This window comes from Arachidicoccus sp. BS20 (assembly GCF_001659705.1).
GTDB lineage: Bacteria > Bacteroidota > Bacteroidia > Chitinophagales > Chitinophagaceae > Arachidicoccus.
This window is the reverse complement of the sequence record NZ_CP015971.1, coordinates 2954903-2979956: the sequence shown is the minus strand read 5'-3', so window position 1 is coordinate 2979956 and position 25054 is coordinate 2954903. Positions and strand designations below refer to the sequence as shown.

The 25054-nt window shown below is 37.2% G+C and carries 19 protein-coding genes and 1 tRNA gene; 7 read left to right on the top strand and 13 right to left on the bottom strand.

The genetic code is table 11. From position 1 onward, the window contains the following. Position 1 precedes the first annotated feature (1 nt). Entirely contained in the window at positions 2-286 is a 285-nt protein-coding gene (locus tag A9P82_RS12940) for a hypothetical protein (RefSeq protein ID WP_066208472.1), read from the top strand. A gap of 30 nt (positions 287-316) precedes the next feature. Continuing rightward, entirely contained in the window at positions 317-586 is a 270-nt protein-coding gene (locus tag A9P82_RS12935; RefSeq protein WP_066208470.1) for a helix-turn-helix domain-containing protein, read from the top strand. Positions 587-669: 83 nt separating this feature from the next. On the opposite strand, the gene A9P82_RS12930 is transcribed toward A9P82_RS12935, so the two are convergent. From A9P82_RS12930 to A9P82_RS12890, 9 genes are all read right to left on the bottom strand, one after another. Continuing rightward, a complete protein-coding gene (locus tag A9P82_RS12930) occupies positions 670-1140 on the bottom strand; it encodes a helix-turn-helix transcriptional regulator (protein WP_066208469.1) in 471 nt (156 codons plus the stop codon). Positions 1141-1144: 4 nt separating this feature from the next. After that, positions 1145-1663: a hypothetical protein gene (locus tag A9P82_RS12925; protein ID WP_066208468.1), complete on the bottom strand. Its 519-nt coding sequence runs from the start codon at positions 1661-1663 to the stop codon at positions 1145-1147. A gap of 69 nt (positions 1664-1732) precedes the next feature. Then, a complete protein-coding gene (locus A9P82_RS12920) occupies positions 1733-3001 on the bottom strand; it encodes a site-specific integrase (protein ID WP_066208466.1) in 1269 nt (422 codons plus the stop codon). 312 nt (positions 3002-3313) lie between these two features. Continuing rightward, a tRNA-Pro gene (locus tag A9P82_RS12915) sits at positions 3314-3387 on the bottom strand. A gap of 50 nt (positions 3388-3437) precedes the next feature. Further along, positions 3438-4565, bottom strand: a complete 1128-nt coding sequence (locus A9P82_RS12910) for a hypothetical protein (RefSeq protein WP_066208464.1) — start codon at positions 4563-4565, stop codon at positions 3438-3440. A 10-nt stretch (positions 4566-4575) separates the two neighbouring features. Further along, entirely contained in the window at positions 4576-5274 is a 699-nt protein-coding gene (locus A9P82_RS12905; protein WP_066208462.1) for a hypothetical protein, read from the bottom strand. Further along, positions 5258-5800 carry an RNA polymerase sigma factor gene (locus A9P82_RS12900; RefSeq protein ID WP_066208460.1) on the bottom strand — a complete coding sequence of 181 codons (543 nt, stop codon included), beginning with the start codon at positions 5798-5800 and terminating at the stop codon, positions 5258-5260. The genes A9P82_RS12905 and A9P82_RS12900 overlap by 17 nt, the downstream gene beginning before the upstream one ends. A gap of 73 nt (positions 5801-5873) precedes the next feature. Then, positions 5874-6671: a hypothetical protein gene (locus A9P82_RS12895; RefSeq protein ID WP_066208458.1), complete on the bottom strand. Its 798-nt coding sequence runs from the start codon at positions 6669-6671 to the stop codon at positions 5874-5876. A gap of 71 nt (positions 6672-6742) precedes the next feature. Beyond that, entirely contained in the window at positions 6743-8230 is a 1488-nt protein-coding gene (locus tag A9P82_RS12890) for a malate:quinone oxidoreductase (protein WP_066208457.1), read from the bottom strand. A 277-nt stretch (positions 8231-8507) separates the two neighbouring features. On the opposite strand from A9P82_RS12890, the gene A9P82_RS12885 reads away from it, so the two are divergent. Beyond that, positions 8508-9611 carry a fatty acid desaturase family protein gene (locus A9P82_RS12885; protein WP_066208456.1) on the top strand — a complete coding sequence of 368 codons (1104 nt, stop codon included), beginning with the start codon at positions 8508-8510 and terminating at the stop codon, positions 9609-9611. Positions 9612-9678: 67 nt separating this feature from the next. Here A9P82_RS12885 and A9P82_RS12880 read toward each other — a convergent pair whose 3' ends face one another. Continuing rightward, positions 9679-14850: an AAA domain-containing protein gene (locus tag A9P82_RS12880; RefSeq protein WP_066208454.1), complete on the bottom strand. Its 5172-nt coding sequence runs from the start codon at positions 14848-14850 to the stop codon at positions 9679-9681. Positions 14851-14967: 117 nt separating this feature from the next. On the opposite strand from A9P82_RS12880, the gene recJ reads away from it, so the two are divergent. After that, a complete protein-coding gene (recJ, locus tag A9P82_RS12875) occupies positions 14968-16677 on the top strand; it encodes a single-stranded-DNA-specific exonuclease RecJ (RefSeq protein ID WP_066208453.1) in 1710 nt (569 codons plus the stop codon). A gap of 3 nt (positions 16678-16680) precedes the next feature. On the opposite strand, the gene A9P82_RS12870 is transcribed toward recJ, so the two are convergent. The 3 genes from A9P82_RS12870 to A9P82_RS12860 form a co-directional block, all read right to left on the bottom strand. Next, positions 16681-17601 (bottom strand): bestrophin family protein, encoded by a 921-nt coding sequence (locus tag A9P82_RS12870; RefSeq protein WP_066208451.1) that lies wholly within the window; start codon positions 17599-17601, stop codon positions 16681-16683. 188 nt (positions 17602-17789) lie between these two features. Next, positions 17790-19952 (bottom strand): ferrous iron transport protein B, encoded by a 2163-nt coding sequence (feoB, locus tag A9P82_RS12865; RefSeq protein WP_231891160.1) that lies wholly within the window; start codon positions 19950-19952, stop codon positions 17790-17792. 138 nt (positions 19953-20090) lie between these two features. Beyond that, positions 20091-20996, bottom strand: coding sequence for an SMP-30/gluconolactonase/LRE family protein (locus A9P82_RS12860; RefSeq protein ID WP_066208449.1), 906 nt, complete (start codon positions 20994-20996; stop codon positions 20091-20093). Positions 20997-21069: 73 nt separating this feature from the next. On the opposite strand from A9P82_RS12860, the gene A9P82_RS12855 reads away from it, so the two are divergent. From A9P82_RS12855 to A9P82_RS12845, 3 genes are all read left to right on the top strand, one after another. Next, the gene (locus A9P82_RS12855; RefSeq protein WP_066208447.1) at positions 21070-21465 is read left to right on the top strand and encodes a hypothetical protein; all 396 of its coding nucleotides are present in this window, start codon (positions 21070-21072) and stop codon (positions 21463-21465) included. A gap of 146 nt (positions 21466-21611) precedes the next feature. Further along, a complete protein-coding gene (locus A9P82_RS12850) occupies positions 21612-23927 on the top strand; it encodes a multicopper oxidase domain-containing protein (RefSeq protein WP_066208445.1) in 2316 nt (771 codons plus the stop codon). Between the two features lie 132 nt (positions 23928-24059). Next, complete coding sequence (locus tag A9P82_RS12845; RefSeq protein ID WP_066208443.1) at positions 24060-25037, top strand: 2-hydroxyacid dehydrogenase; 978 nt, start codon at positions 24060-24062, stop codon at positions 25035-25037. The last annotated feature ends 17 nt before the right edge of the window (positions 25038-25054 follow it).

The following is a 25054-nucleotide window of genomic DNA, read 5'->3' as shown; positions in this document are numbered from 1 at the left end:
AATGGAAACAATGCCTTTTGTCTTATTAAATAAAGTGCAGGAAGACCTGCGTACAGGTCCCGCACATATCAGTTTAATGGCAGCGATTTTAAAACTTAATGAAGAACAATCGAAAGATTATTCCATTGAGGTAACGGGTAGAAAACTCCGAAGCGTTGCGCATATCGGCGGTAAGGCGGCTTATTACCGTTATTTGTCCGACTTGCAGCGTTTCGGATATATCCGTTATGTACCGTTTTATAAGCATAAGCGCGTAGGCAGAATTGAGATTTTGAAAATGAAATAATTTTTATTTTGTACTTATAATTGTGGCGTTATGGAACTGGATTTAGTTACAAAAGAGGATTTGCAAAAATTGCGGATGCAGATTGCAAATGATATGCGGGATATTTTGAAAGCACAGAAACCCGCGGAAACAAATGTACTGACAGGCTATAAGACTGCACAGGTCAGAAAGATATTGGGATGTAGCTATAATACATTGGTCGCGCTCCGTGTTTCCCGACAAATACGAACTAAAAAAATAGGTGGTGCGCTTTATTACAACAAAGACGATATAAGAAAATTATTGGAAGAAGGGTTTTAAAATAATAAAACGCTCCGATTTGGAGCGTTTTATTTTATGGGGATGGGATATATACTTTTTGAAAAGCGTATTATATATAATCATTATTCCACCGTTTCCAACAAATTTTTATAATCATACTTCTTGTAATTTTTAGATTTCTTTTCTTCTTTTTTTATATCAAACAGTTCATTTTTAATTTCAATTCTAAGCCAATATTCCGGGTCTATATGTGAAAAGGCGCTTAGTTTGAGAACAAAATCGGTATTCAATTTTCGCTCCCCTGTAAGGTATTTGTATAGATTGCTGTCGTGCATCTCAAAAAGCGCAGCCAAACTTTTTTTGGTTACGTTCAATACAGAAAGATACGCCTCGACAAAATCAAGTATGTTCATTCTTTGCTTGGGAACATCACTCTCAATATAATCTTCAATCTTGTATTTTATCGCCAACAATTCATTTTGAATGATGCGTTCTTTGGATTGCTTTGCCGAATGTATGAGAATGAAGTCTTTTACATTATTGAGCTTCTTATCATTCCAAATATCTGCTGCCTGAATTTCTTTTTTTGCCATTGTCTTATCGATTTAAAAATTCGTCAATTAATTTTTCCCCGCCTTCGGGAGAGATAACCATAGTCGTTGTGTTATCAATTCTTAATGCGCCGTACTTACTTGAATATACCGCCATTAATTTGGTTTCGGCTGCTTTATCTTTTTCTAATACGTCAAAAGCTAACCACCCTTTAAAAGCGCCTTCGCCGGATATAAAACTCAACCTGCACGCAAATGCAATTAAACAACCCGCAACAATTTCGTACTGTTTATTTTTCCCTTTGTTATGCGGAGCTACTTCCACATAAGCCATATAAGGCTCTACTTTATTTCTGACCTTAAAACTAAGGCAACCCTCAACAATTTCAGGCGTTTCGTCGCAGACGAGCAAATACGTTTGCAGCTTTTCTTTTTTCGTATTGCTTCTGAAATTGAAACGCCACCCGTCAGTCAAGGACGGTAATTGCGCAGTCGCGGACGTATGCAGTATGATTGTTGCATCAACGCTTTGACCGTCTGCTACCCTGATGATTTTTACATTCATATAATACGCTGTTTCAAAGTTATGGAAAATTATACAAATTGTATAATTAATTTTTAAAAAAAAGATAAATCATACCCGCGCTTGTTGCAGATGCTCCATTACGCGAGCGCGCTTTCTTTCCAACTTTTCTTCTAAATCAAAAGTGTCGTCCAAAATCTTTTCTTCGTCCACGTCTGCATAAATCTGCGTAGTGGATATTTTGGTATGACCGAGCATCATCTGTACTGTTTCAAGCGGAATGCCGTTTTTCAAAGCGACTGTTTTTGCAAACGTATGCCGTGCAATATGAAATGTAAGGTCAAACGGGATACCGCATATTTCTTGGATGATTTTCAGATAATCGTTTACGTGCTTATTGCTGATGCGCGGAAATACCCTTGTTATTTCGGGATTTCTTAATGCTCTGTATTTATTCAATATCGTGTTTGCTGATTTGATAAGCGGAACAGGGCATAAGCCGTCTGTCTTATCCCGGTAAATCAAGCACCAGGTAACTTCATTGGTATCCCACTCAAAATGACTGTCATCCAACTTCATCACTTCTGCATAAGCAAGCCCGGTATAACAGGAATACAAAAACAAGTCTTTCACAAACTGTAATTTTTCGTTGAGCATGACTTGATTTTCCAAAGTAACCAATTGTTCAATGGATAGCTTTTTACGTTTGTTCTTTTTGATATTGGTTGGATATTCAATAATCTGATTGTCTTTACTCCATTGAATTGTCTTGCTCCACCGGATGATAGTTTTAAAACGTTGGATATGCTTGCCTAATCCATTACCCAAGCATGGGTCGGCTTCTTTCATCGGATGGTTACGGATAAAGTGTTCAAACTCCGTCATAAACGCCATATTTATTTGAGATAAATAAACATCTTGCGTGGTTTTGAAATGGAAATCGAGAAAACGCTTTGCGTAATCAATGGTTGTCTTATAATTTTTGAATCCGCCGTTTTCTAATTTCGGCTCCCAAATCTTTTTGTAGTAATCCAACAATTCTTTCAGCTTGTGTCCTTTTAAAGAAAATTGCTTGCCTAAATAAGCCTGCTTAACAGCATCGGCAGTCAATAATTCATTAGCTAGTTTTAACTCCCTGTACTTTTGTTTAATGCCGGTGCGTACTTGCTCAATGTGTTCATTGATAGACTTCGCTTCTACCGAACGACCTTTGACTATTTCAGCTTTTGTATCCCAGTCTCTGGTTTTGATTTCTTCCTGAATGGAAATTTCTTTCGGTTCGCCGTCAAGCGTAATACGCGCATAAATAAATGCTTTGCTCTTGTCTGTCTTGGACTTCCTTATAAGGAAATCGACAGAGAATGTGTGTGTCTGTTCCATACAACATTTTTTAATAGTTTTTGAAATGATTTGAGCGTTCTTTCGCCACAATTGTCCATGCCCCGCAGGTTCTAATCCATTTCGCATCCTACCAAAAAATGTCAAAAAACATCAAAATAAATTGATGCAATTAATTGATAGTCAAACGATTATTGGAAATTTCGTGAGTCCAAAAATCATGCCTGAGAAAAACTCACGGATGACTCACGGATTTTATGCTGTTTTTTGAAGAAAAATGACAAGAGAGAAAATGAAAAAGCCCGTCGTTACTGTATTTCGACGGGCTTTGATAAAATTTGAAAAGACTTTAAGTCGGGACGACAGGATTTGAACCTGCGACCCCACGCCCCCCAGACGTGTGCGCTACCGGGCTGCGCTACGTCCCGTTTTTCCGGTAAAGGTGGCAAATGTATAAAAGATTTTGCACAATAGTTTATTATTTTCCGATGCCTATACTCAATTGAATGCTTGGCGTTACGCCTTTAAAAAAATCATGAAAATAAATGAACGGCTTTAAGGTTGCGTTCCCGTATTTAACGCCGAAGAAATTGACCCCGAATGTATGCTTATCCAAAAAATTCCCGTTTCGATGTACGAGATATCCAACAGAGAGTGGGAGATATAAATTCACACCATGACCATTTTTTTCTTTATCCAATACATCCATATTTAAGAATAGAAAATCATTCCTATAAGTTTTCGTATTGTTATTTATATCCTTACTAAAGAAAAAATACGGATTCCAATAGATGCCCAAACTATTAGATTCTCCGTTGAACTTTTTGTACCGGGTAAAATACTGAATTCCCACAGAAGCCGATGGCACAAAATAATTTTTTACATTCTGAATATCTGCCGAAATGCCAAGCACAAACATCCTTTGAGCATTGGGTTTTACATTTATTTTTCCTGTTACACTTCCATTCGCGCCAGAAGTATAATCTCCCGTAATGAAAGATTTAGAATATGCTTGATTAGACACTTTTTCAGGCTGCTTTTGTTTTATTGTATCAATAAAATTTTCTATAATATTTGTACCAATAATATTTTTAAATTCAGAAATATTGTTCAAGCAAAACATTAATTCAATTCTGCGAAAATTATCCTTTTCGCCTTCATGTTTCGTAATAAAAATGGTATCCTGTAATTGCTTTATACGAGTAGTTTTATTATCCTGAACGATATACCAATCGTCATTTGCAGATTTCTTTTTCACGCTAACAATTAAACCTGCTTTTGTAAAATTGAAATATATTTTTCTTGAATCGAAATTATCCTGAAACGAATCTTGCATCGATTGCAAGGCATCTTGAACAGAGTCCAACATCAAGTGGACATTATTCAAAAGATTGATGTCGGTATAAATTTGTCGTGGAATAAAGAGTTTGTTTTTGTTCCCGAAGTTCAAAGTGTAACCTTCTTGTTGTGGAAATAATTCGTCCGTCATTTCTTCTGCCTGATAATGATTGCCAATAACGGCTGGCTTTTCATCAAAATATTGCGCATACATTTTTCCTGTAATGCTTATTAAAAAAAGCATCACAACTAAAAGTTTCTTGTCCATAACTAAATATTTAAAAAGTGATTTTTAATTTGTCAAAAGTTGAATAACCTGTTGTATTATTGATTTGTTGAACAGATGCTATTTTTTTCAGAAAACTCTGATGTGGCTTCGCTTTCAGGTCTTCCAAAACCTGCGCTGCGCCTTCAATTTCGTTGATGCTGATTACCTGCATTGGTTTTGGAGCAGCTTGTAAATTTTCCGCAATTATGCCAACTTGCTTATTATCAATTATCGGCATATTTGATGCAACTGAAGTTTCATTATTAATTTGTGAAACGGTTGTGCGGACGCTGTCAGCTTCTTCATAAATTGTTGTATTGCTTGGCTGTTTATTTTTTATGTCAGCTTTTGCATAATGTTGTTTTTTAGCGCTATTGCTCGTTTTAATTTTTTGAAATGTTGTTGTTGAATTTATCTGAACCTGTTTTGTTGTCTGCCGATTTTGAACATTCATTTTTTCAGAATTAACTGCAACCATATTTGTCGTTTGTTGAATAATTTCTTTATGCTGATTGAATAAATATTTCCAGCCGAAAGTTCCAAGAATAATTGCGAACACTGCTGCTGCTATTGATTTCCAGCCAAAAGGTAGTTTTGTTTTTTTCTTCTGCGAAAGCAATTGAAATTTTTCCCAGCCATTTTCCGTGTTGTAATTTTCAACAGAATGCGACTGCATTTTTTGTTGAATAATTTTATCCTTCTTGTCCATAATTTTCGTTTTTAAGAATCATCTGTTGCAGCATTGTACGCGCCTTACTCAATTGCGATTTTGATGTGCCTTCGCTGATGTTTAATTCCCGCGCAATTTCTTTGTGCGACATTCCTTCTATCACATATAAATTAAAAACCGTTCTGTAACCAACGGGTAATTTCAATATCAAACTAAAAATTTCGTCTGCCGAAAGTTTGTCGATTGCAGAAGTATTTTCTTGTAACAAATCATCTTCCATTTTTGCCAGTTGAAAATTGTTTTCCTTGCGAAGAAACATCAGGCATTCATTCAGCATAATCTTTTGCAGCCACGCGCGCACGCTGCCTTCGCCGCGGTATTCAAACTTTTCCAGCCGATTAAAAAATTGCAGAAACCCGCTCAGCATCAGTTCTTCAGCGTCGTGCATATTCTTTATATAACGCGTACACACGCTCATCATCAGAGCTGCATATTTTTCAAAAATTATTTTTTGCGCGTTCTTATCGCCCGCAATGCAGCCATGTATGATTCTCTGTTCATTCAACTTTTCAACTTGCTTTCAATCAGATAAATGCGGAATTGATAATAAAGGTTGCCTAAGCGAGAAAAATTTCCGGTTATTCTTTTTTCTCTTCTTTTCTATATTCATCGGCTTTGTTGATGATATACATACCCAAATCGAGGTCGTTCATTTTTTGCAGCTCTTCATAAGACGGCGAATACTTTTTGATAAACGTATTCAGCGAATCATCATCATGTATAGCAGTATATTTTTCAATAACGGTTTTGTTAAAGCGATGTTGGATATAATTGGATTGTTCGTTTGCAACGGCAGATTTACGATAAAACTCCATTTGTTTTTTCTTCTTAAAATTCAAAGCATCTGCCAGCGAGCCAACGTCCAGTAAGGTTGCCGGCTTGCCCGATGTATTTATAGGCACATCCTGTCCCATAAAAGTCGTATGCTCTTTCCACTTATGATTGCCGGTGGATATTTTGGGCTTTTTATAGTTGAAAATATCGCCGTATTTCCTCCTCGTATCAAGCGAATCCTGTGAATAATTGTGCGCATGAACATTTACCGTTCCCAAATCGTGTCCCATATTCATCATTTTCGCAACGTTAAGATAAATATCAAAATGCGTAAAAGACGGAATAAAAAGAAACGGATATGAGGCAATTAATACCCCGTCTTGAGAAAATTTTAAGGTGTCAGACTGACTAATTAAAATAGAATAATTGCCCAATTCGTCGGAATAGGTTGCATTGGCGGCGGAAGTGCTTACTTCCACATTTTTCGCAGGTTGCAGCGTGCTGTCATTGGTATAAATCTTTCCCGTAATTTTTATTTGAGCCTTTAACGAAAGCGTACAAACCAACAGACAACACGTGATGTAAATATATTTCTTCAGCATTCGATAGTAAACATAAAATTATTTTCCGAATGCGGAAAAACGATTAACATTTTATTGAACTCATTAGAAGCTTACAGTACCAGCTTCAGCACCTCGGCTGTATGCTCACGGGCTTGTAAATACAATGCAGGATTTTGCATTGCCGATTCGCCGAATGTCGGAATCATTTGTTTTATTTTTTGTTGCCATTCGCCGGAATTGAACTGTGATTTAAAACAACGTTCAATCACATTCAACATAATCGACACCGAAGTGGAAGCGCCCGGCGATGCACCCAACAGCGCGGCAATACTACCGTCTGCTGCCGCTACCAATTCTGTTCCGAATTGTAAAATGCCGCCTTTCTTCGGGTCGTTTTTAATTACCTGCACACGCTGCCCGGCAACTTCGAGTTCCCAGTCTTCAGGTTTTGCATCGGTTACAAATTTGCGCAGCGCATTTACTCTGTCGCTTTGTGTTTGTTTGATTTGCTGGATTAAATATTTAACCAATTGAAAGTTTGTCAAGCCTACTTTCAGCATCGGCAAAATGTTTGACCATTTGATGGATAAAGGCAAATCCCAGAAAGAACCGTTCTTTAAAAATTTGGTAGAAAATCCTGCAAACGGACCGAACAACAAAGCGCGTTTGCCGTTAATCATGCGGGTATCCAAATGCGGGTCGCTCATCGGCGGTGCACCTACTGCGGGTTTTCCATACACTTTTGCAGCGTGCTGTGCAATTACTTCGGGGTTGGTACAACGCAGCCATTGTCCGCTTACCGGAAAGCCGCCATAACCTTTCCCTTCGGGAATGTGCGATTTTTCCAATAATGATAAACTTCCGCCGCCGGCGCCTATGAAAACGAATTTTGTAGTTACGCATTTAACTTCTTCTGTTTCAAGATTTTTTATCTTCAGTTTCCACGAACCGTCTTTTTGTTTTTTCAGATTGCGCACTTCGTGCGAAGTGTGCAAATGCACACCGTCTCTGTTCTTTAAATTATCCAGAATAGCGCGTGTAAGCGCACCAAAATCCACGTCTGTGCCAATGTTCATTTTTGTAGCAGCAACCTTTTGCGAAGCGTCTCGGTTGTGCATAATCAGCGGAATCCACTCTTTTAATTGCTCGTGATTATCCGAAAACTGCATTCCCTGAAACAGCGGATATTCCTGCAATTTTTCATACCGTTTTTTCAGATAATTCACATTATCATCGCCCCAAACAAAACTCATATGCGGCACAGGCGAAATAAAGCGGGATGGGTTTTCGATTAATTTTTGTTCTACCAGATATGCCCAAAATTGTTTGGAAATTTCAAACTGGTCAACAATGCCGACCGCTTTGCTTGCATCGATTGTTCCATCGGGTCTTTCGGGCGTATAGTTCAGTTCGCAGAGCGCGGAATGTCCCGTGCCGGCGTTGTTCCATGCATCCGAACTTTCCACGGCAACCTCATTCAACCGCTCATAAATTTCAATGCTTACGCCGGGCATTAATTCTTTTAGCATAATTCCTAAAGTCGCGCTCATAATGCCGGCGCCAATCAGCACAATATCTGTATCGTATGAGTTGTTCATAAGTGAATGAGTTCAAAATTTCGTCGAGAGTGCGTGCAAATTTACAATCCAAAACCTATAGTTGAAACAACAAACCGCACCGAAATATATTTTTACCATCTCAAAAATAAAGTGCTCCGTATTTTTTAAATATACCTCAAGCCCAATTAAACGTTTGATTAACTTTTTCGTACTTTTGTAAAAGCTTTGCAAGCCCTTAAGGTAAGTTACATACAAGCAGTTCTGCTTATTGCCTTTTTGATAACATTAAAGGAACAAATAAATTTATTATTGTGCTATGGAAACATTGGTTAAACCTGTTTATATCAAAGCGCCTAAAGATGATATTTATAAAAAAATTCAAGCCGAAGTAAAACAGAATATACTGGGCGATAAAGTCATTTACCGCCACAATATTGCAAAAGCGGTTGCTTATTTATTAATGTTCCTTATATCTTATTGCAGCATTTTAATCTTCGGAAATAATATTTTATTGCTGTTTCTTTTTTATGTCCTGAGCGGCATTTCCATGATATTGATTTTTGTAAATGCTTTCCATGATGCGGCGCACGGTGCGCTTTTCAGAAACAAAAAGCTGAATCATATTTTCTGTTACGTGCTGGAACTATTTGGCAGCAATAATTTTGTTTGGCGCAAGCGTCATCTCATGTTGCACCATCCTTATCCGAATATTCCGAACTGGGATGTTGATATAAAACAAAGCGACATTGTGCGCGTTTTTCCCAACAGTAAATTTTTGCCGATGCATAAATACCAACATATTTATATGTGGTTTTTGTATCCGTTTTACACGCTCAACTGGATATTTGTGCGCGATTTCAAAGATTTCTTCGGCACAAAAGACAATTACCTGAAACGTGTTTTAGAGATTCCGAAAATTGAATATTACAAACTGTTTGCAGCTAAGCTGTTCAACCTTTTTTATATGATTGCCGTGCCGGCATTAGTATTACAAGAACAACATTGGTACACGATTTTGTTGGCGTGGCTTGTAATGCATCTTGTTGCGAGCAGCTTCGGCGTAGTTGCCCTGCTTTCTACGCACGCTGACGAAGAAGCGCATTTTCCCGAACCTGACGAAGGTGGACACATGAAGAACACCTGGTTTATGCACCAGCTGGAAGTAACCAAAGATTTCAGCGCGGATAGCAATTTTGCTAATCTGCTGTTCGGCGGATTTACGCATCATGTGGCGCACCATTTGTTTCCGGGCGTGGCACACACTTATTACCCGAAGATTACGAAAATTATCCGCAGGTATGCAAAAGAATATCATTTGCCATATCGCTGCTATCCATTTTATTCAGCCATGCGGTCGCATTTCAGACTGCTGAAAAATAATGCAAGTGAAAATAATTTGTTTAAAAAAGGAGAGCTGTGATTTTGTGCAACGCGTGCCTTTTGCTTCGCTCTTCGGGATGTTCCACAGGGCATTCTGAAGTACATTTTCATTCATTTAGATTAGGAATGAATTGCTTAATTATACTCCATTCATTTTCATAATAGTTATTAAATACAGATTTTCCACTTGCAGTAAAACTTTCGAAAATCAATCTTTTTATATTTTCATGTATTCTCTTATCGAGGATTTTATATTCAACACTATCAAACTCTTGATACATGACTTTATACCCCTGTAAATGCAGTAATTCTCGGCTACTTATTTTTTCAGTTTTGTGGGCTTTAAACACTATATCATTACCCTTTCTGATTTTTAGTCCGATTACGGTATCTTCTTCTATCAATCGCATATAAATAATTTTAGCTTCAGGATTTTTGCCGTTCAAATAAATTTTTTCTAATCGTTTTTCAAGTAAAGTTCTCACATAGACTTTATTTATATGACCATCATCATAACATTGAAGTAAAAAACCGTTTTTATATTTTTCTAATATTGCTATCGAGAATAAACAATTTGACGTAGAATTTTCTTGGAGTTTATATGTATTATTTTCGAATAAATTAAAATATCGAATAATAACATTTCCTTTTGTGCTTGCTTCAGATATTGAAATATTATTAGAGACGCTCCTGCCCTCGTTTAAACTTAACAATTCCATGTAATTACTTTGTGAAACCAATGAATCATTTGTATTTAGTTCATCATTCTTAATAGATGCCATATCATTATCCACTCTTAAAATTGTATTCCCTGCATCAGTAGAATGAATATGGTTCAATGTTTCCGTAGTTACATCTGAAACTATTTTATTCAGGACTAATTGATTATTATAATCTTTCTTAGTATTATTTTCGATAAAGTCGATAATTTTCTCAATTTCTTCTTGCGGACTTCTCTTAAATGCAGAATAAAGCACACGATATACTTTCCAGCCAACACGTTCCAAGAATTCTTGCCTTTCTATATCATAAGCTACATCTTCGGGAAGTGAGTGGAATGGATCTCCGTCACACTCAATTGCAATCATTTTTCCGTTATTGTGAACTACCAAATCTATTTTGAAATTTATGTAAACTTGTTTTCCGATTTTATGATTATAAAAAAGTTCAGATTCTTTTACACTATATTGAGGTTGAATATAGCTATATCCGTTTTCGATAAGTGATTTTGTTATATCATACTCGAACCAACTATCGAACGGCTCAGGAACATTATGCCTGAATCTTTCAATATTATAATCGTCAATTTGTAATGGTTGAATAGGTTTTACTTCATCGTTAAAGAAAGTAAGAATTCTATTTCGAAAATCGTTCGATTGTAGGTGTTCAGATTTGACAGAATGAAATAAAATCATTTGTTCTTTTGCTCTACTTAAAGCAACATTGATTTTCTTAAATTCGTCTTGACTACTTATAATCGCTCTTGGTTTTGCATTTTGGTTTTCTTTTAATTTTTGAAAATCTAATGCAACCCCAAACGAAACTACCATTACATCTCTTTCATCTCCTTGAAATTTAGGAGAATCCTCAATAATTAGTTTATGTTTATCTATTTTTTCTTTTCCAAATTCATTTGCTAAATCTTCTTTTATATCTTTAAGTTTTTCTGTATGATTTACAGTCCCCAAACTAACTACACCAATTGATTTATTAGCGTATTGGTCATCTTTCAGTATTCTTTGTAAAAACTTTTTAATTTCTTGAATCTCTTTGTAAACAATCTTATCTTCGGTAAAAGCATCCTTTACAAAAAAAGTTTCTTTTGGATTTAATCTATTTGAATTAATCTGTTTAAGGGGTCTTAGCGAATTGTCATAAAATTCTCTTTTTGAAAATTCAATGATTTCGGGAACACATCTAAAATGTTCTTTTAAAATTAAATCAGACCTACCAGCAACCATTTTTGTTAAATCAAATAAACTTGTGTCAGGTCTAATTTGTATAATATCTTCTTTTAAAAAGGTTTCTAAAAATTTCTGTTTAATATGATTGAATGCATTTGATTCAACCATACTTGCATCTGGTGAAGTTTGTTTATTATCTCCAACAATAATCATATTCTCAGAGTAGTAACTTAATAAAACACTATTAAAATTTAATTGGCTTGCCTCATCGACAATAATACAATCAAAAATTTCAGGTTCGTGTTCTAAAGAATTAAGCACGTCGTTGAACTTCATTACCCAACAAGAAAGCTTCTTGCTGATTTCTGCTCCTTTTTTCCTAACTGAAAAATGAAATTTAGCATTATCCTTAATGCCTTTTTTCAGACTTTGTGCGTAATCAAATTTATAGCTATTTAGCAAGTTTATAAATAAATCTATTTCCTCTTCAGTAAACTTATTTTTGAAATTTGATTTTGCTAAGTCAAACAAAATATCGCACTTAACTTGAAATATTTTTTGGTTGATAGATGACAACTCTTCTTTGCATTTTTGTAAGTCCATAAATTCATTTTGTTTTATGAACTCATTTGCAAACGCATATTCAAAATTCTCTTTTGAAATATAATGATTTGGAACGCTTTTAAGTGAATCAAAAGTATTAGGAAAGTTCGCTTTTAATCCTTTTCTCAGCGAATAAAGTTCTTGTTCATCAGCTATTTGCCTTTCTATAACGGCAATTTTATTTATAAGCTTATCAAATTCAATCTTATCAACAATCCTATTGACAGGGATAAAATCTATTATCTCATCCCTTATTTTAGATTGTTCAAGTATGGTGCTTATTTGGTGTAATTCTTTTATCCGATTTTCAAATGCTTCTCTATAAACTTTCAATTTCTCAAAATCTTCTTTAAATTTTATTGCCGAATTTGTAATCCCCGTTATATCATACAAGTCAATATTGCAGAATTCCGAGAAAGCAACAAAATTTTTGTTGTGGTTTATTTCATTGAGTATGTATCTGTTTCGGATTGCATGATTGATGGTTTTGCCAAGCACCTCTACCTTTTCCGATAAGTATGCTTTATCATCTGTATAATAGTCAAATCCAAGTTTTTTTAAAAATAAAAGGTTTGTGTGAATAATCTGTAAACTTTCAATTAACTCTTTTAGTTGGGCGAAATCATTTATAGTAATACATCGTTTACCATTGACAGTTATGTTTTCCAAGTAAGCAACCTGTTTAAAACCCGACTTTAATCTATTGAAAAAACTGGCTTTGGTATCGTTAATGAAAGAAATGTAAGTTTCAATATCCGAAAGGTATCTTGCTCCGTTTTCGATTATATCCGTAAAAGACTTGTTTGAAATCAAATCGTCATTTGCATATTTTCTATTAATCTGAATATTTAATAATTTATCTATCGCAGTAATATTTGTTGTCACTATATCTGCGGCTGAATACTTCTTCCCAAATTCAATAATTTCGTCAAGATTTATTTTTAATATTTTTTCTTTTTGGATATCTGCAATATTGTAAGAACTATATAATGCTTCTAATTTTTTGGAAGTATCAATAAAATCAGAAAAGTTGAAATCTCTCAGTCTTTTTAATATATCAGCAAAATCAAGATCACTCGTCCCGCTATATTTAATATTAATATTTTGTAATTCTTTGAATCTGAATATTTCTTTTTGTAAGGAATCAAACTCTTTTAAATTGTCAGAATTCAGAAAATCTTGGATCCAATTCCATTCTTTGGAATCTTTTGATTCAAATTTTTCAATTATTTGATAAGCTCTCAGATCTCTAAAGGAATCATTGATTCTAAGTTGGGTATATTCTTTTTCAAGTGCCTGAATAATTTCGGATTTAAGTTTTATATATTCCCCTTTTAAGTTGTCTAACTCATCAATTTTATCTTCAACGTTCAGATAAAAACTATCTATCAGGATTTTGGAAATATTTCCAATGCTTTTTTCTAAAGAAAAACGATTTTGATCTGTTTCCAATTGAATTTTTGTAAAAATCAAATCATCAAAAGTTTGCGGAATCTTGTCTAATAATGATTCCAAAGCTTTGTCCGTTTGAGCGGTAACAAGAACTCTTTTGCTTTGTGCTAATAAAGAGCAAAGAATGTTTACAATTGTATGCGACTTTCCTGTTCCCGGCGGTCCGGTTACAACTGTCAATCTGTTTTCCAAATAGTTTTCATAAATCTGTTTTTGCTCTTTGTTGAATGGAAGTGGAAAAAATACAGAAAAATCTTCCTCTCCATTTAGATTTTTGACTTTGGCTTTATGAGTTTCAAAAAGTTCGTCTTTAAAATAGTTTGATTTAGTATAAGAATTGTTTCCCAATGATTCGGGATTTCTAACCAACAGATTAAATAATGGTGCCTCAACATCATTTTCTTCGCTATACTTAATGATTGAGTCCGTTAATTTTTCAAAAAAACGAGGCTTTCTTTGTTTGATATTTATTGCCGGAGAAAACGAAATTTTAAAATAATCTTCTTTGAAATGGTCGCTTTCCGGTCTGTAAATTGAATTTTCAAATTCGGAATTGCTGGAAATTTTTTGAATGGATTTTGATATTAACTCCTTAAAATCATTCTCAAAAATATATTCATAGCCTAATTCTGTAATTCGTTCTTCAAACCTATCTATAATATTTGATAATACTTCTTTCTCGATAGGAGTATTATTGAGAAAGAAAAAGTCTGCGTAAGGATTCTCGATGTCTGAAAATGAAATTTTCACGACATTGTTTGAATCAATATCTAACGATAAAGGAAAATGAAATAGATGTTGGTTGGTTTTTGATAAGTTTCCATTATTGTTGAGTTTCGAGTATTGAACAAATCCAACGCTTAAAACAATCTCTAAATTTGAATCATTTTTTATATCGTTATATGCTCTGTATAACTTTGAATAAGCTTCTTTGTTTTTTTTGAAATTTCCTAATTTTTCTATTTCAACTTTCCCTTCTGTTGCATTTTGAAAGTATTGAAGTTCTTCTTCATCATCACTTATGCTTTCAAACTTATTTTTAGCTTCGTCAAATTCAATAATTCCTACAAATTTGTTTGGAATATTTATGTTGGGTTTAAAAGGTTTTTCTAATGAAAAAATTAAAGGCTGTTTCTTGAAATTAGACGTGAAAATGTCTGTTAATGTAGCTTCACAAATACCTGCCTTAATGAAGCTGTCAATTTCATTATTCCAAATGAAGTTACTCGATACATTGGTACTTAATACGTCTTTTATGCCTCTTTCAAGTAATCTTTTGTATTCTTTTAGAAAAGTTATGTATTGGCTTAGTACACTCATTTCAATAATAAAATGTCTTTTAAATATAGTGTTCTTCTAAAATTCGAGGAAACACTCTCAACTTCCAAATATACAAATTTCCCCAACTTTCCGTATCTTCCTCACTTAAATCAATCAATGGATAAACGCTGGAACATATTGCCCATAGACGAAGTGCATGAACGCGCTTTGCACGCGGTGTTGAAAATCAATCCTGCACTGTGCAGGATACTCGTGCAGCGCGGGTATAAAACATTTGAGAAAGCCAAACATTTTTTTCGTCCCGAATTGTCTATGCTGCACAGCCCTTGGCTGATGAAAGACATGGATAAGGCTGTAAACCGCATTACACAAGCATTTCAGGCGAATGAAAAAATATTGGTCTATGGCGATTACGACGTGGACGGAACAACTTCCGTGGCGAGTATGTACAGCTTTTTGAAAAGCATTTATCCGAATGTAGATTACTATATTCCGCATCGTTACAAAGAAGGCTACGGAATTTCCAAAATAGGAATTGACTTTGCGAAAGAAAATAATTTTACGTTGGTCGTGTCGCTCGATTGCGGCATTAAAGCCGTTGAACTGATTGATTATTCAAAAACTTTGGATATCGATTTTGTCGTGTGCGACCATCATTTACCCGATGCAAAAATTCCTGATGCTGTTGCCATCTTGAATCCCAAACAAAAAGATTGCAATTATCCGTACAAAGAATTATGCGGCTGCGGCGTGGGTTTCAAGCTTATGCAGGCGCTGGCGGAAAAATTAAATTTACCTGATGAGTCTTATTTTCAATATTTAGATTTGGTAGCAACAGCGATTGCTGCGGACATTGTTCCGATTACTGATGAAAACAGAGTTTTAGCGTTTTACGGATTAAAGAAAGTAAATGACAACCCATCCACAGGCATCAAGGCTTTGCTCGATTTGGCGCAGGCAAAAAAAGGCGACATCAAGATTGTGGATTTGGTATTTATGATTGCGCCGCGCATCAACGCTGCCGGCAGAATGGACGATGCTAAAAAAGCCGTACAATTATTTGTCGAGAAGGATATTGAGAAAGCAAAAGAATTTGCAGAGGTCCTGCATACCGATAATTCCGACCGCAGGGAAGCCGACGCGTCTATCACGGAAGAAGCATTGGAACTGTTGCAGCAAGACGAAAACGTTGCTACGAAAAAAACGACTGTATTGTTTCAACATCATTGGCACAAAGGCGTTGTAGGCATTGTGGCTTCGCGGTTAATTGAAACATATTATCGCCCAACCATTGTGCTTACGCAAAACGAAAATATTGTCGGCGGCAGCGCACGTAGTGTGCCGGGCTTTAACTTGTACGAAGCGGTTCATGCGTGCCGTGAATACTTGCTCGGCTACGGCGGACACTTCGCAGCTGCGGGAATGACGCTTTTGCCTGAAAACGTAGATGCATTCAAAGAAAAATTTGAAGAAGTTGTTGCACAAACCATTACGCCCGAACTCTTAATTCCCGAAATAAACATCGATACTGAAATAAAATTTGCAGACATCACACCATCATTTTACAACATTGTCCAGCAAATGGAACCTTTTGGTCCGGAAAATATGATGCCCGTTTTTGTTTCCCGAAACGTCGATAACACGGGACTTTCAAGGATTGTGAAAGAAAAACATATCCGCTTTGTATTGAAGCAAGGCAATCATCAGTTTACGGGAATCGGTTTTAATCTCGCAGATAAATTTGATATTCTGCTCACGCACAAAAAAATTGATGTGGTATATAAAATCGACATCAACGAATTTCAGGGAAATAAAACTTTGCAATTGCGCGTGATTGATTTCAGAGCCGCCGAATCTTCCAATTAATTTTTATGTAATAAAGAAAGAATCCGTGTTCTTTTTATTTTCGATATGCACATCTTCAATCTCGGCAATGCTTCGTTCAATGTTGGCAGACATGGCATCTAAAGCCAAATCGTTTTGCATATTGCCAAACGGGTCTTCCAATTCATCGGCAATTGCTTCCAGCGCCGTAAAGGTGTATGCAATAAATGTAATAATAAACGGCGCATACCATCCCAGACTATTGGCAAAACCAAGCGGCAGCAAAAAGCAATAAATATAAACCGTTCTGTGTAGCAGTACTTCGTAGGAAAAAGGAATCGGCGTGCTCGCAATGCGTTCACAGCCGCCAATTATATCGGAAAATTTGCCAAGGTTGCTATCCATCGCCGCTTGCAAAATAGTGTCAATAGTCCCGCGCTCGCGCCATTGGTTGATTTGTGTTCCCAATTCCCGCATAAGAATAACAGGTTTGTACTCGGCGCCCTCCAGCTTTTCTGCCAGCTCAGACGGAAGCATTTTATACATATCCGGCATCGCCTCAGTATTGCGCAGCTGATGATTGAGCGCATAAGTCATTGCCGCCATCTGCCTGATGAATGCTATTTTTTCTTTGGTATGAATTTCATCGTTCGGAATAAAATTGTGTACCTGTTGCGCAAGCGAACGTGTATCGTTGAGCAATGCGCCCCACAATTTTCGTCCTTCCCAAAAACGGTCGTAGCTCACGGTATTTCTAAATCCTAAAAATATGGCGAGCGCTATGCCGAAAAGTGTGTAAATATTAGTAGATAATTCGCCATGGTATCTATCCAAATCGTTTCTGAAATAAACAACGACCGAAGTAAATACAAAAAGTCCCAATAAACGAGGAAGCAATTTTGGCAACACAGAGCCTCTCCACACAAAAAGCATTCTGAACCAGCTTGGTTTTTCTCTTATAATCATGTCGTAGCGCGTCTTAAAATTAAACTGCTTGCAAGGTAAATTAATTTCAAAAATTTTGTGCCTCTGTTGAAGTTTTCTCCAACAAACAAATTTCGTTGTTGGTCATAAGAGACAACAACGGCGAAAATGTTATTATTTGGTCATTAAAAACACAACAGCAAAAAACATTCGTGCATCGGTGGCAATCATCACGACATAATATGAAACACCAAAAAGCTGCAAACATAAGCCAGCCCTGTCATGTAGATGAATTGAACAATAGGCCATTTCCAGCTCTTGGTTTCTCGTTTAACCACCGCGAGTGTGCTCATACATTGCATTGCCAGCACATAAAAAATGATTAATGAAATAGCTGTGGGCAATGTATAAACAGGCGTTCCGTCGTCGCGTTTGGCGCTTTTCATTTTTTGTTGCAACGTAGATGTATTGTCTTCATCCACGCTGTACAAAGTGGCCATTGTGCCAACAAACACTTCGCGCGCAGCAAACGAAGTAATGAGTGCAATACCTATTTTCCAATCATAACCTAAAGGTTTAATAACCGGTTCTATGAATTTTCCAAGATGTCCTGCGTATGAATTTTCCAGTTTTTCCGTACCGAAATTTCTGTTGAGTTGCGCGATGGCTTCTGTGTTGGATACGGGCGTTTGTGATTTTAATACTTCGTATTTATGGTCAATTTTCTGCATCGATTTTGACGGTCCATAAGAACTTAAAAACCATATCAGCAAGCTGATGACAAGGATTACTTTTCCTGCTTCGAGTACAAATACTTTTGCTTTTTCAATCATTGTAACAAAAACATTCTTCCAGCGTGGCGCACGGTAAATGGGCAGTTCAAGAATGAAAAAACTTTTCTCCTGAATCTTCACAATCCACTTCAGCACCACGCTTACAATAAGCGCCATTACAACGCCGAGCAAATACATCAGCATCATAATTAATCCTCGTGCAGAAAATATTCCGAGATAAAATTTATTCGGCACGGCAAGCCCGATGAGAATTGTATAAACAGGCAAACGTGCGCTGCAACTCATCAGCGGCGTTATCATGATTGTAAGCAATCTTTCTTTTCTGTTTTCAATATTGCGCGTACTCATAATGCCCGGAATAGCGCACGCAAACCCACTAATCATAGGCATTACGCTCTTTCCGTTCAGCCCGACTTTGCGCATCAATTTGTCCATCAGAAAACTGATACGCGCCATGTAACCTGTGTCTTCGAGTAATGTTATCAGCCCGAATAAAATAGCAATCTGCGGAACAAAAACAATGATGCCGCCAAGCCCGGCGAGCAACCCGTTGCAAATTAAATCGCTCCACCACGCTTGCGGAAGAACGGACGATAACCAATTTGTCAATTGCGTGAAAGTCCAGTCAATTCCGTCCATCGGATATTGCGCCAGCCAGAAAATACTTTGAAATAAAAAGAATAAAACGCCGAGTAAAATCACATAACCCCAAACGCGGTGCAATAAAATATCGTCGAGTTTGTCGGTAAAAATTTTCTTTTGCAAAGGGTCGGGTTCAACCACAAATTGCTGCATGATTTGACGGATGCGTGTGTAGCGTTGCAAAATTTCTTCTGCCTGCACTTTGGTCGCGCTGAATTTTTCTTCCGCGTCTATTTTCGCAATAATGTTTTTTGTTTCCTGCGGAAAAGAAAGATGCTCATAATTGGCGAGATAATGAATAGCGAGGTAGTCGTTTACATCCAACTTGCTTTGCAAATTTTCAATCGCTTTCGGCGCTATGTTTTTTATATCTATAAAGTCCGAAACAGGTGCAGCATAAGGCGTTGCCGCCATTTGCGCAACTACTTTTTTCAGTTCATTAATGCCTTTGTTAGTTCGCGGATTTACGGGAACAACAGGTACATTCAGTTCGCGCGAAAGTTCGTCAATATCTATTTTTATTCCTTTTTTCTGCGCAAGGTCGTTCATCGTCAAAGCCACGATTACAGGATATTTCAGGTCGATGAGCTGCGAACAGAAAAGTAAATTCCTTTTCAAATTACTTGCGTCCATTACAAGCATAATGACATCAATATTTTCTTTGCGTTCTACATCCATCAACACGTTGTACGCGACCCATTCATCGGCCCGGCGCGGATACAAACTATACGTGCCGGGCAAATCGACAACCTTTGCCTGCAAGTCATTTCCTACGGAAAAACTGCCTGTTTTTTTATCGACCGTAACGCCGGGAAAATTGCCCACTTTTTGATTTAAACCGGTAAGTGCGTTGAACAAAGAAGTTTTGCCGCTGTTGGGGTTTCCTGCAAGGGCTATTTGAATAGTATTTTTATCTCCGCGAATCATGTCGGGTGCAAAGGTATTGCGTGAAGGCAATAAAGTTGTTACGAAATCGGGAAAGAATTATGTTTAACAAAATAAATGAAATTAGGCTGGTCGTCATTTCGAACGGAACGTAGCATAGTGAGAAATCTCATTGAGATTCCTCCTTTCGTCGGAATGACGGCATTGTTGTTATTCAACGCCTTTCACTTTTGTTTTGATGATATAAACGCCGTGGCTTGCCGTGATGAATAAGATATTTTTATACTTGCCGCCGAAACAAATATTTCCTGTCCAATTTTCCGGAACGCTGATGTGTCCCAACTTTTCGCCGTTCTTATTATAAATGGTAACGCCTTTTCCGCAGAGATAAAGGTTGCCTTTATTGTCAATCGTCATGCCATCCGAACCTTGATGGATAATAAGCTTTTTGCCGGATAAAGTTCCATCGGAATTGATGTTGTATCGATACGTTTTGTTCGCCTGAATATCTGCAACGTACAAGGTTTTTCCGTCAGGCGTGCCAACAATTCCGTTGGGCTTTTCAATGTCATCATCCACAATGATGGGCTGCTTCGCGCCTTTCGGCAAATAATAGACATTTTGTTTTTGCAAATCAGGCTTCGTGCGTATCCAATAGTTGCGTTGATAATAAGGGTCGGTAAAATAAATGCCACCGTTTTTGTCAATCCACAAATCGTTTGGACCGTTTAATTTTTTGCCCTGAAAATAAGAGAGAAGAACAGTAACTTTTTTGTCGCGCGAAATGCTCCAAAGTTCATCATGTTCATCGGCGCAGGCAATAAGATTTCCGTCGGGCGAAAAATATAATCCATTGGCACGACCGGTTTTATTCATGTACAAAGACAATTTTCCTTTGGTATCGTACTTCCATATTTTATCATTCGGTTGATCGGTAAAATAAACGTCGCCGTTCTTATCTGTGGCGGGACCTTCGGCAAACGCGAATTGATTGGACACTAATTGCAATTTTTCTCTGGAAGAAATAATTTTGTCGATACTCTTGAAAGTCTTTTGTGCATCGAGTTTAAGCGCGTAACAAGAAAATATTACGAACAAGAAGAATATTTGTTTCATTAACCAGATTTAAAAATTTTTAATAAAATTATACAACTGTTTCCAATATAGACTTGGTATTTTTGTAAAAATAATGAAACGCAAAATCACATCTGTACAAATAAAAGCTTTCGCTTTGTTGATGATATTTTTCATCAACACGATTGCACTTTGCAGTTGTGGTTTTGCGCAAACACATTCGCATCACAAAATGATGATGAAAGATTGCAGTTGCTGCAAACATCATCACTGCGATAAAGACAATACATGTAAAACCAATCACGCGCTAAGCTTTAGCCAACAAAACAAAACGCCTGCAAACGCAATATCTGTACAGGTTTCAGCCGTTCATTGCTTTTTAGTTTCGCATTTTATTTTACTTCCCGAAAATAATTTCTCTTCCATTCTGGTTGTCTATCATCGGCAGATTTCTATCGTTGATACAAGTCCCCCTGACTTAAATATTCTGTTCCGGTCGTTTTTAATTTGATTAATTTTTTTGCTGTTCGCTATTTGCAATCGCGAACCATTATCCGTGCATTTATAATGCACTCTATTTGCGGATTATAAATCCGCAGATAAACGTTCGGGATTATAAATCCCGAACAGCATACACAAAAATTAATCAATTATCCCATGCAAAAAATATTTTTCATACTTGCATTTATTGCAAGCCCGCTATTCATTTTCGCGCAGCAAAATGACAGTTCTCATTACGATATTTATCATCTTACGATTTCAGATACCGTCGTAAATTATACGGGTAAAAAAGTAAAAGCCATTGCAATAAACGGACAAATTCCCGCGCCCACACTGCATTTCACGGAAAGCGATACGGCAATTATTTATGTACATAATGCCATGATGATGGAAACATCTCTTCACTGGCATGGCATTTTATTGCCGAATAATCAGGACGGCGTTCCTTATCTTACAACTGTTCCGATAATGCCGCATCAAACTTTGAAGTATAAATTTCCACTCGTTCAATCCGGCACATATTGGTATCATTCGCACACCATGTTGCAGGAGCAAAGCGGCTTGTACGGCGCAATTGTAATTCAACCCAAACAAAAAAGATACCATGTAGATGCGGAAGAAACATTGGTTTTGTCCGACTGGACGAACGAAAAACCGATGGAAGTTTTGCGCACCTTAAAACGCGGCGATGAAAGCAACGAGTGGTACGCCATTAAAAAAGGTTATGCGCAAAGCTGGGACAAACTGATAGGGCATCATGCCGTAAAAAGCAGGTTGCAAGCAGGTTTCAACAGAATGCCGCCGATGGATGTGAGTGATGTTTATTACAATGAATTTCACATCAACGGAAAGAAAACACTCGATTTGTCGAAATACAAAGCGGGCGAAAAAATAAGATTGCGCGTTATCAACGGCTCTTCATCTACTTATTTTAATGTGGAATTTGCGGGCGGAAAAATGCAAATGATTTCTGCCGACGGCAACAATATTCAACCCATAAAAGTGAACCGTGTATTGATGGGAATTGCCGAAGTATATGATTTTATTATCACAGTTCCTGATAATGGTTCGTACGAATTTCGTGCAACGCCGATGGACGAAAGCGGCGCGGCATCTGCATTTCTGGGAAATGGCGAAAAGCATTTTGTAAAGAATTATCCTGCAATTGATGTGTGGAATATGGACAGCGTAATGCAACTCGAAGACGTGAATGTACCCATGATGATGAACAAAGGCATCAGCATGAAAAATATGAAAATGAAAGGTATGAAGATGGACAATATGCAAGATATGAACATGAGCGACGACGATACAGCGATGATGACAATGCCTGATGGAACACGCATGAAAATGAGCGATATGAAAAGTATGAAAAAAGAAGAAGACACCGCAACTATGGTAATGCCAAACGGAATGAGAATGAAAGTGAGCGGTATGAAGCATGATAACAGTCCGGCGAATGGAATGAAGATGATGAAAATGAAAAAGGATGATTACATTGTGTTCAATTACAATATGCTGAAAGCCTTGCATCCAACGGCTTTGCACGGAAATATTGACAGAAATATTGTATTGAACCTCACGGGAAATATGTATCGTTATGTGTGGTCGTTCAACAACAAAACTTTGTCGGAGCAAGATTCTATTTTAATCAAAAGCGGCGAGAACGTGCGCATCACTTTCATCAACAACACGATGATGAATCATCCGATTCATTTACACGGGCACTTCTTCCGCGTGGTAAATGACAATGGCGATTATTCGCCTTTGAAACATACGGTGGATGTGCCACCGATGCGGACTGTTGTGATAGAATTTGCCGCAAACGAAGCGCCCGGCGATTGGTTTATGCACTGCCATATTTTGTATCACATGATGAGCGGCATGGCGCGAATCGTACACTACGCGGGCTTTTCAAGAGATTCTTCTTTAAAAAATTATTCTTATAAAAAGGTTCTTCATGAAGACGAAAGATGGTTTTTCTGGGGCAACGCAGAAGTAAAATCACAGATGTCAGAATTAAATTTAAACTATATCAATCGTAACAACGCAATTCGTTTGGAAGGCAGTGCCAACTACCACGGCGAATACGACGGCGAGTTGAGTTACGAAAGATATATCGGCGATTGGTTTCGTCCGTTTGTAGGCATGAGTGTTACGCGGGAAAAGTATTACAACATTTTCAACAATCATCAAACATTTTATCAAAACACCAATGCACCTGTAATTGGTGTGCGATACACGTTGCCGTTTTTCATTGAATCGGAATTAAGAATTAATACCAAAGGGCGTGTACGTTTTCAACTTGAAGGCGACGAGTGGTTGTTGCCGCGCGTGATGCTTAACTGGAATGCGAATACCGATAAAGAATATCATCTCGACTTTCAATACATACTTGCAAAACCATTGTCGATTTCCGCAGGCTGGGATTCAAGATACAAGTGGGGCGCGGGTTTGAAGGTAAGGTTTTAAATTTTAGCCACTAATACGATATAAGAATCATTTGCGCATTAGTGGCAATTATTTTTATCTTAAAAGATAATTTTCGCAAACACATTTATTAAACTATAACCGAACTTTGATTTATATGAAACAAATAAAATAATGAAAGTTTATACAACAAGAATCATTCCCGACGCCGGAATAGCAATATTGAAAAACGCAGGCTGTGAAGTAGTGCAGCATTCCGAAAGCCACGATTTACTAAAAGAAGAATTGATTAAAATTTGTCAGGATTTTGATGCGCTGCTTATTGCAGGTCATGTAAAACTGGACGAGGAATTTTTCAGCAAGTGTCAGCATTTAAAAGCCGTATCGTTACTGTCCGTCGGCTATGACAATGTAGATATTAATGCTGCTACAAAATATAAAATTCCTGTTGGGCATACACCCGATGTTTTAAGCGGAGCTACCGCAGACACAGCGTTTCTGTTAATGCTTGCCGTATCGCGCAAAGCGTTTTATATGTACGATTATATCAAGCAGGGCAAGTGGAATTTTTATCAGCCGACGGCAAATCTCGGCATTGAACTAAATAATAAGGTACTCGGCATTTTCGGGCTTGGAAGAATAGGAATTGAGCTGGCTAAAAAAGCAAAAGGCGCGTACAATATGAGCATTATTTATCACAACCGTAAACGCAACGAAGAGGCAGAACGCTTGCCGGGAGCGCGTTTCGTGAGCTTTGACGAACTCCTACAGCAAAGTGATATACTATCTGTTCACGCAAATTTATCGGCTGAAACAAGAGGCATTTTTAATAAAGATGCTTTTGCAAAAATGAAGCCCACGTCTATTTTCATCAACACGGCGAGAGGCGCGATGCACAACGAACAAGACTTAACCGAAGCCTTGCAAAACGGAAGCATCTGGGGTGCGGGCTTGGACGTAACCAATCCGGAGCCGATGTCGAAAAACAATGTTTTATTGACCATGCCAACCGTATGCGTACTGCCGCATCAAGGCTCAGCCACAGTGGAAACAAGAAGTGCAATGGCGAAGCTTGCAGCGGAAAACATCGTAGCAATTTTTGAGGGAAAACAAATGCCGCATACCGTGAATAAGGAAGTGTATGCGCAATAATACGAATAAGAGCGAAT

Coding starts and splice junctions, on each gene's coding strand:
- A9P82_RS12905 (WP_066208462.1), bottom strand. CDS start 5,274: ATGGACAAGAAGGATAAAATTATTCAACAAAAAATGCAGTCGCATTCT.
- recJ (WP_066208453.1), top strand. CDS start 14,968: ATGGATAAACGCTGGAACATATTGCCCATAGACGAAGTGCATGAACGC.
- A9P82_RS12890 (WP_066208457.1), bottom strand. CDS start 8,230: ATGAACAACTCATACGATACAGATATTGTGCTGATTGGCGCCGGCATT.
- A9P82_RS12925 (WP_066208468.1), bottom strand. CDS start 1,663: ATGAATGTAAAAATCATCAGGGTAGCAGACGGTCAAAGCGTTGATGCA.
- A9P82_RS12920 (WP_066208466.1), bottom strand. CDS start 3,001: ATGGAACAGACACACACATTCTCTGTCGATTTCCTTATAAGGAAGTCC.
- A9P82_RS12895 (WP_066208458.1), bottom strand. CDS start 6,671: ATGCTGAAGAAATATATTTACATCACGTGTTGTCTGTTGGTTTGTACG.
- A9P82_RS12935 (WP_066208470.1), top strand. CDS start 317: ATGGAACTGGATTTAGTTACAAAAGAGGATTTGCAAAAATTGCGGATG.
- A9P82_RS12850 (WP_066208445.1), top strand. CDS start 21,612: ATGCAAAAAATATTTTTCATACTTGCATTTATTGCAAGCCCGCTATTC.
- A9P82_RS12930 (WP_066208469.1), bottom strand. CDS start 1,140: ATGGCAAAAAAAGAAATTCAGGCAGCAGATATTTGGAATGATAAGAAG.
- A9P82_RS12885 (WP_066208456.1), top strand. CDS start 8,508: ATGGAAACATTGGTTAAACCTGTTTATATCAAAGCGCCTAAAGATGAT.
- A9P82_RS12870 (WP_066208451.1), bottom strand. CDS start 17,601: ATGATTATAAGAGAAAAACCAAGCTGGTTCAGAATGCTTTTTGTGTGG.
- A9P82_RS12860 (WP_066208449.1), bottom strand. CDS start 20,996: ATGAAACAAATATTCTTCTTGTTCGTAATATTTTCTTGTTACGCGCTT.
- A9P82_RS12855 (WP_066208447.1), top strand. CDS start 21,070: ATGAAACGCAAAATCACATCTGTACAAATAAAAGCTTTCGCTTTGTTG.
- A9P82_RS12910 (WP_066208464.1), bottom strand. CDS start 4,565: ATGGACAAGAAACTTTTAGTTGTGATGCTTTTTTTAATAAGCATTACA.
- A9P82_RS12940 (WP_066208472.1), top strand. CDS start 2: ATGGAAACAATGCCTTTTGTCTTATTAAATAAAGTGCAGGAAGACCTG.
- A9P82_RS12845 (WP_066208443.1), top strand. CDS start 24,060: ATGAAAGTTTATACAACAAGAATCATTCCCGACGCCGGAATAGCAATA.
- A9P82_RS12880 (WP_066208454.1), bottom strand. CDS start 14,850: ATGAGTGTACTAAGCCAATACATAACTTTTCTAAAAGAATACAAAAGA.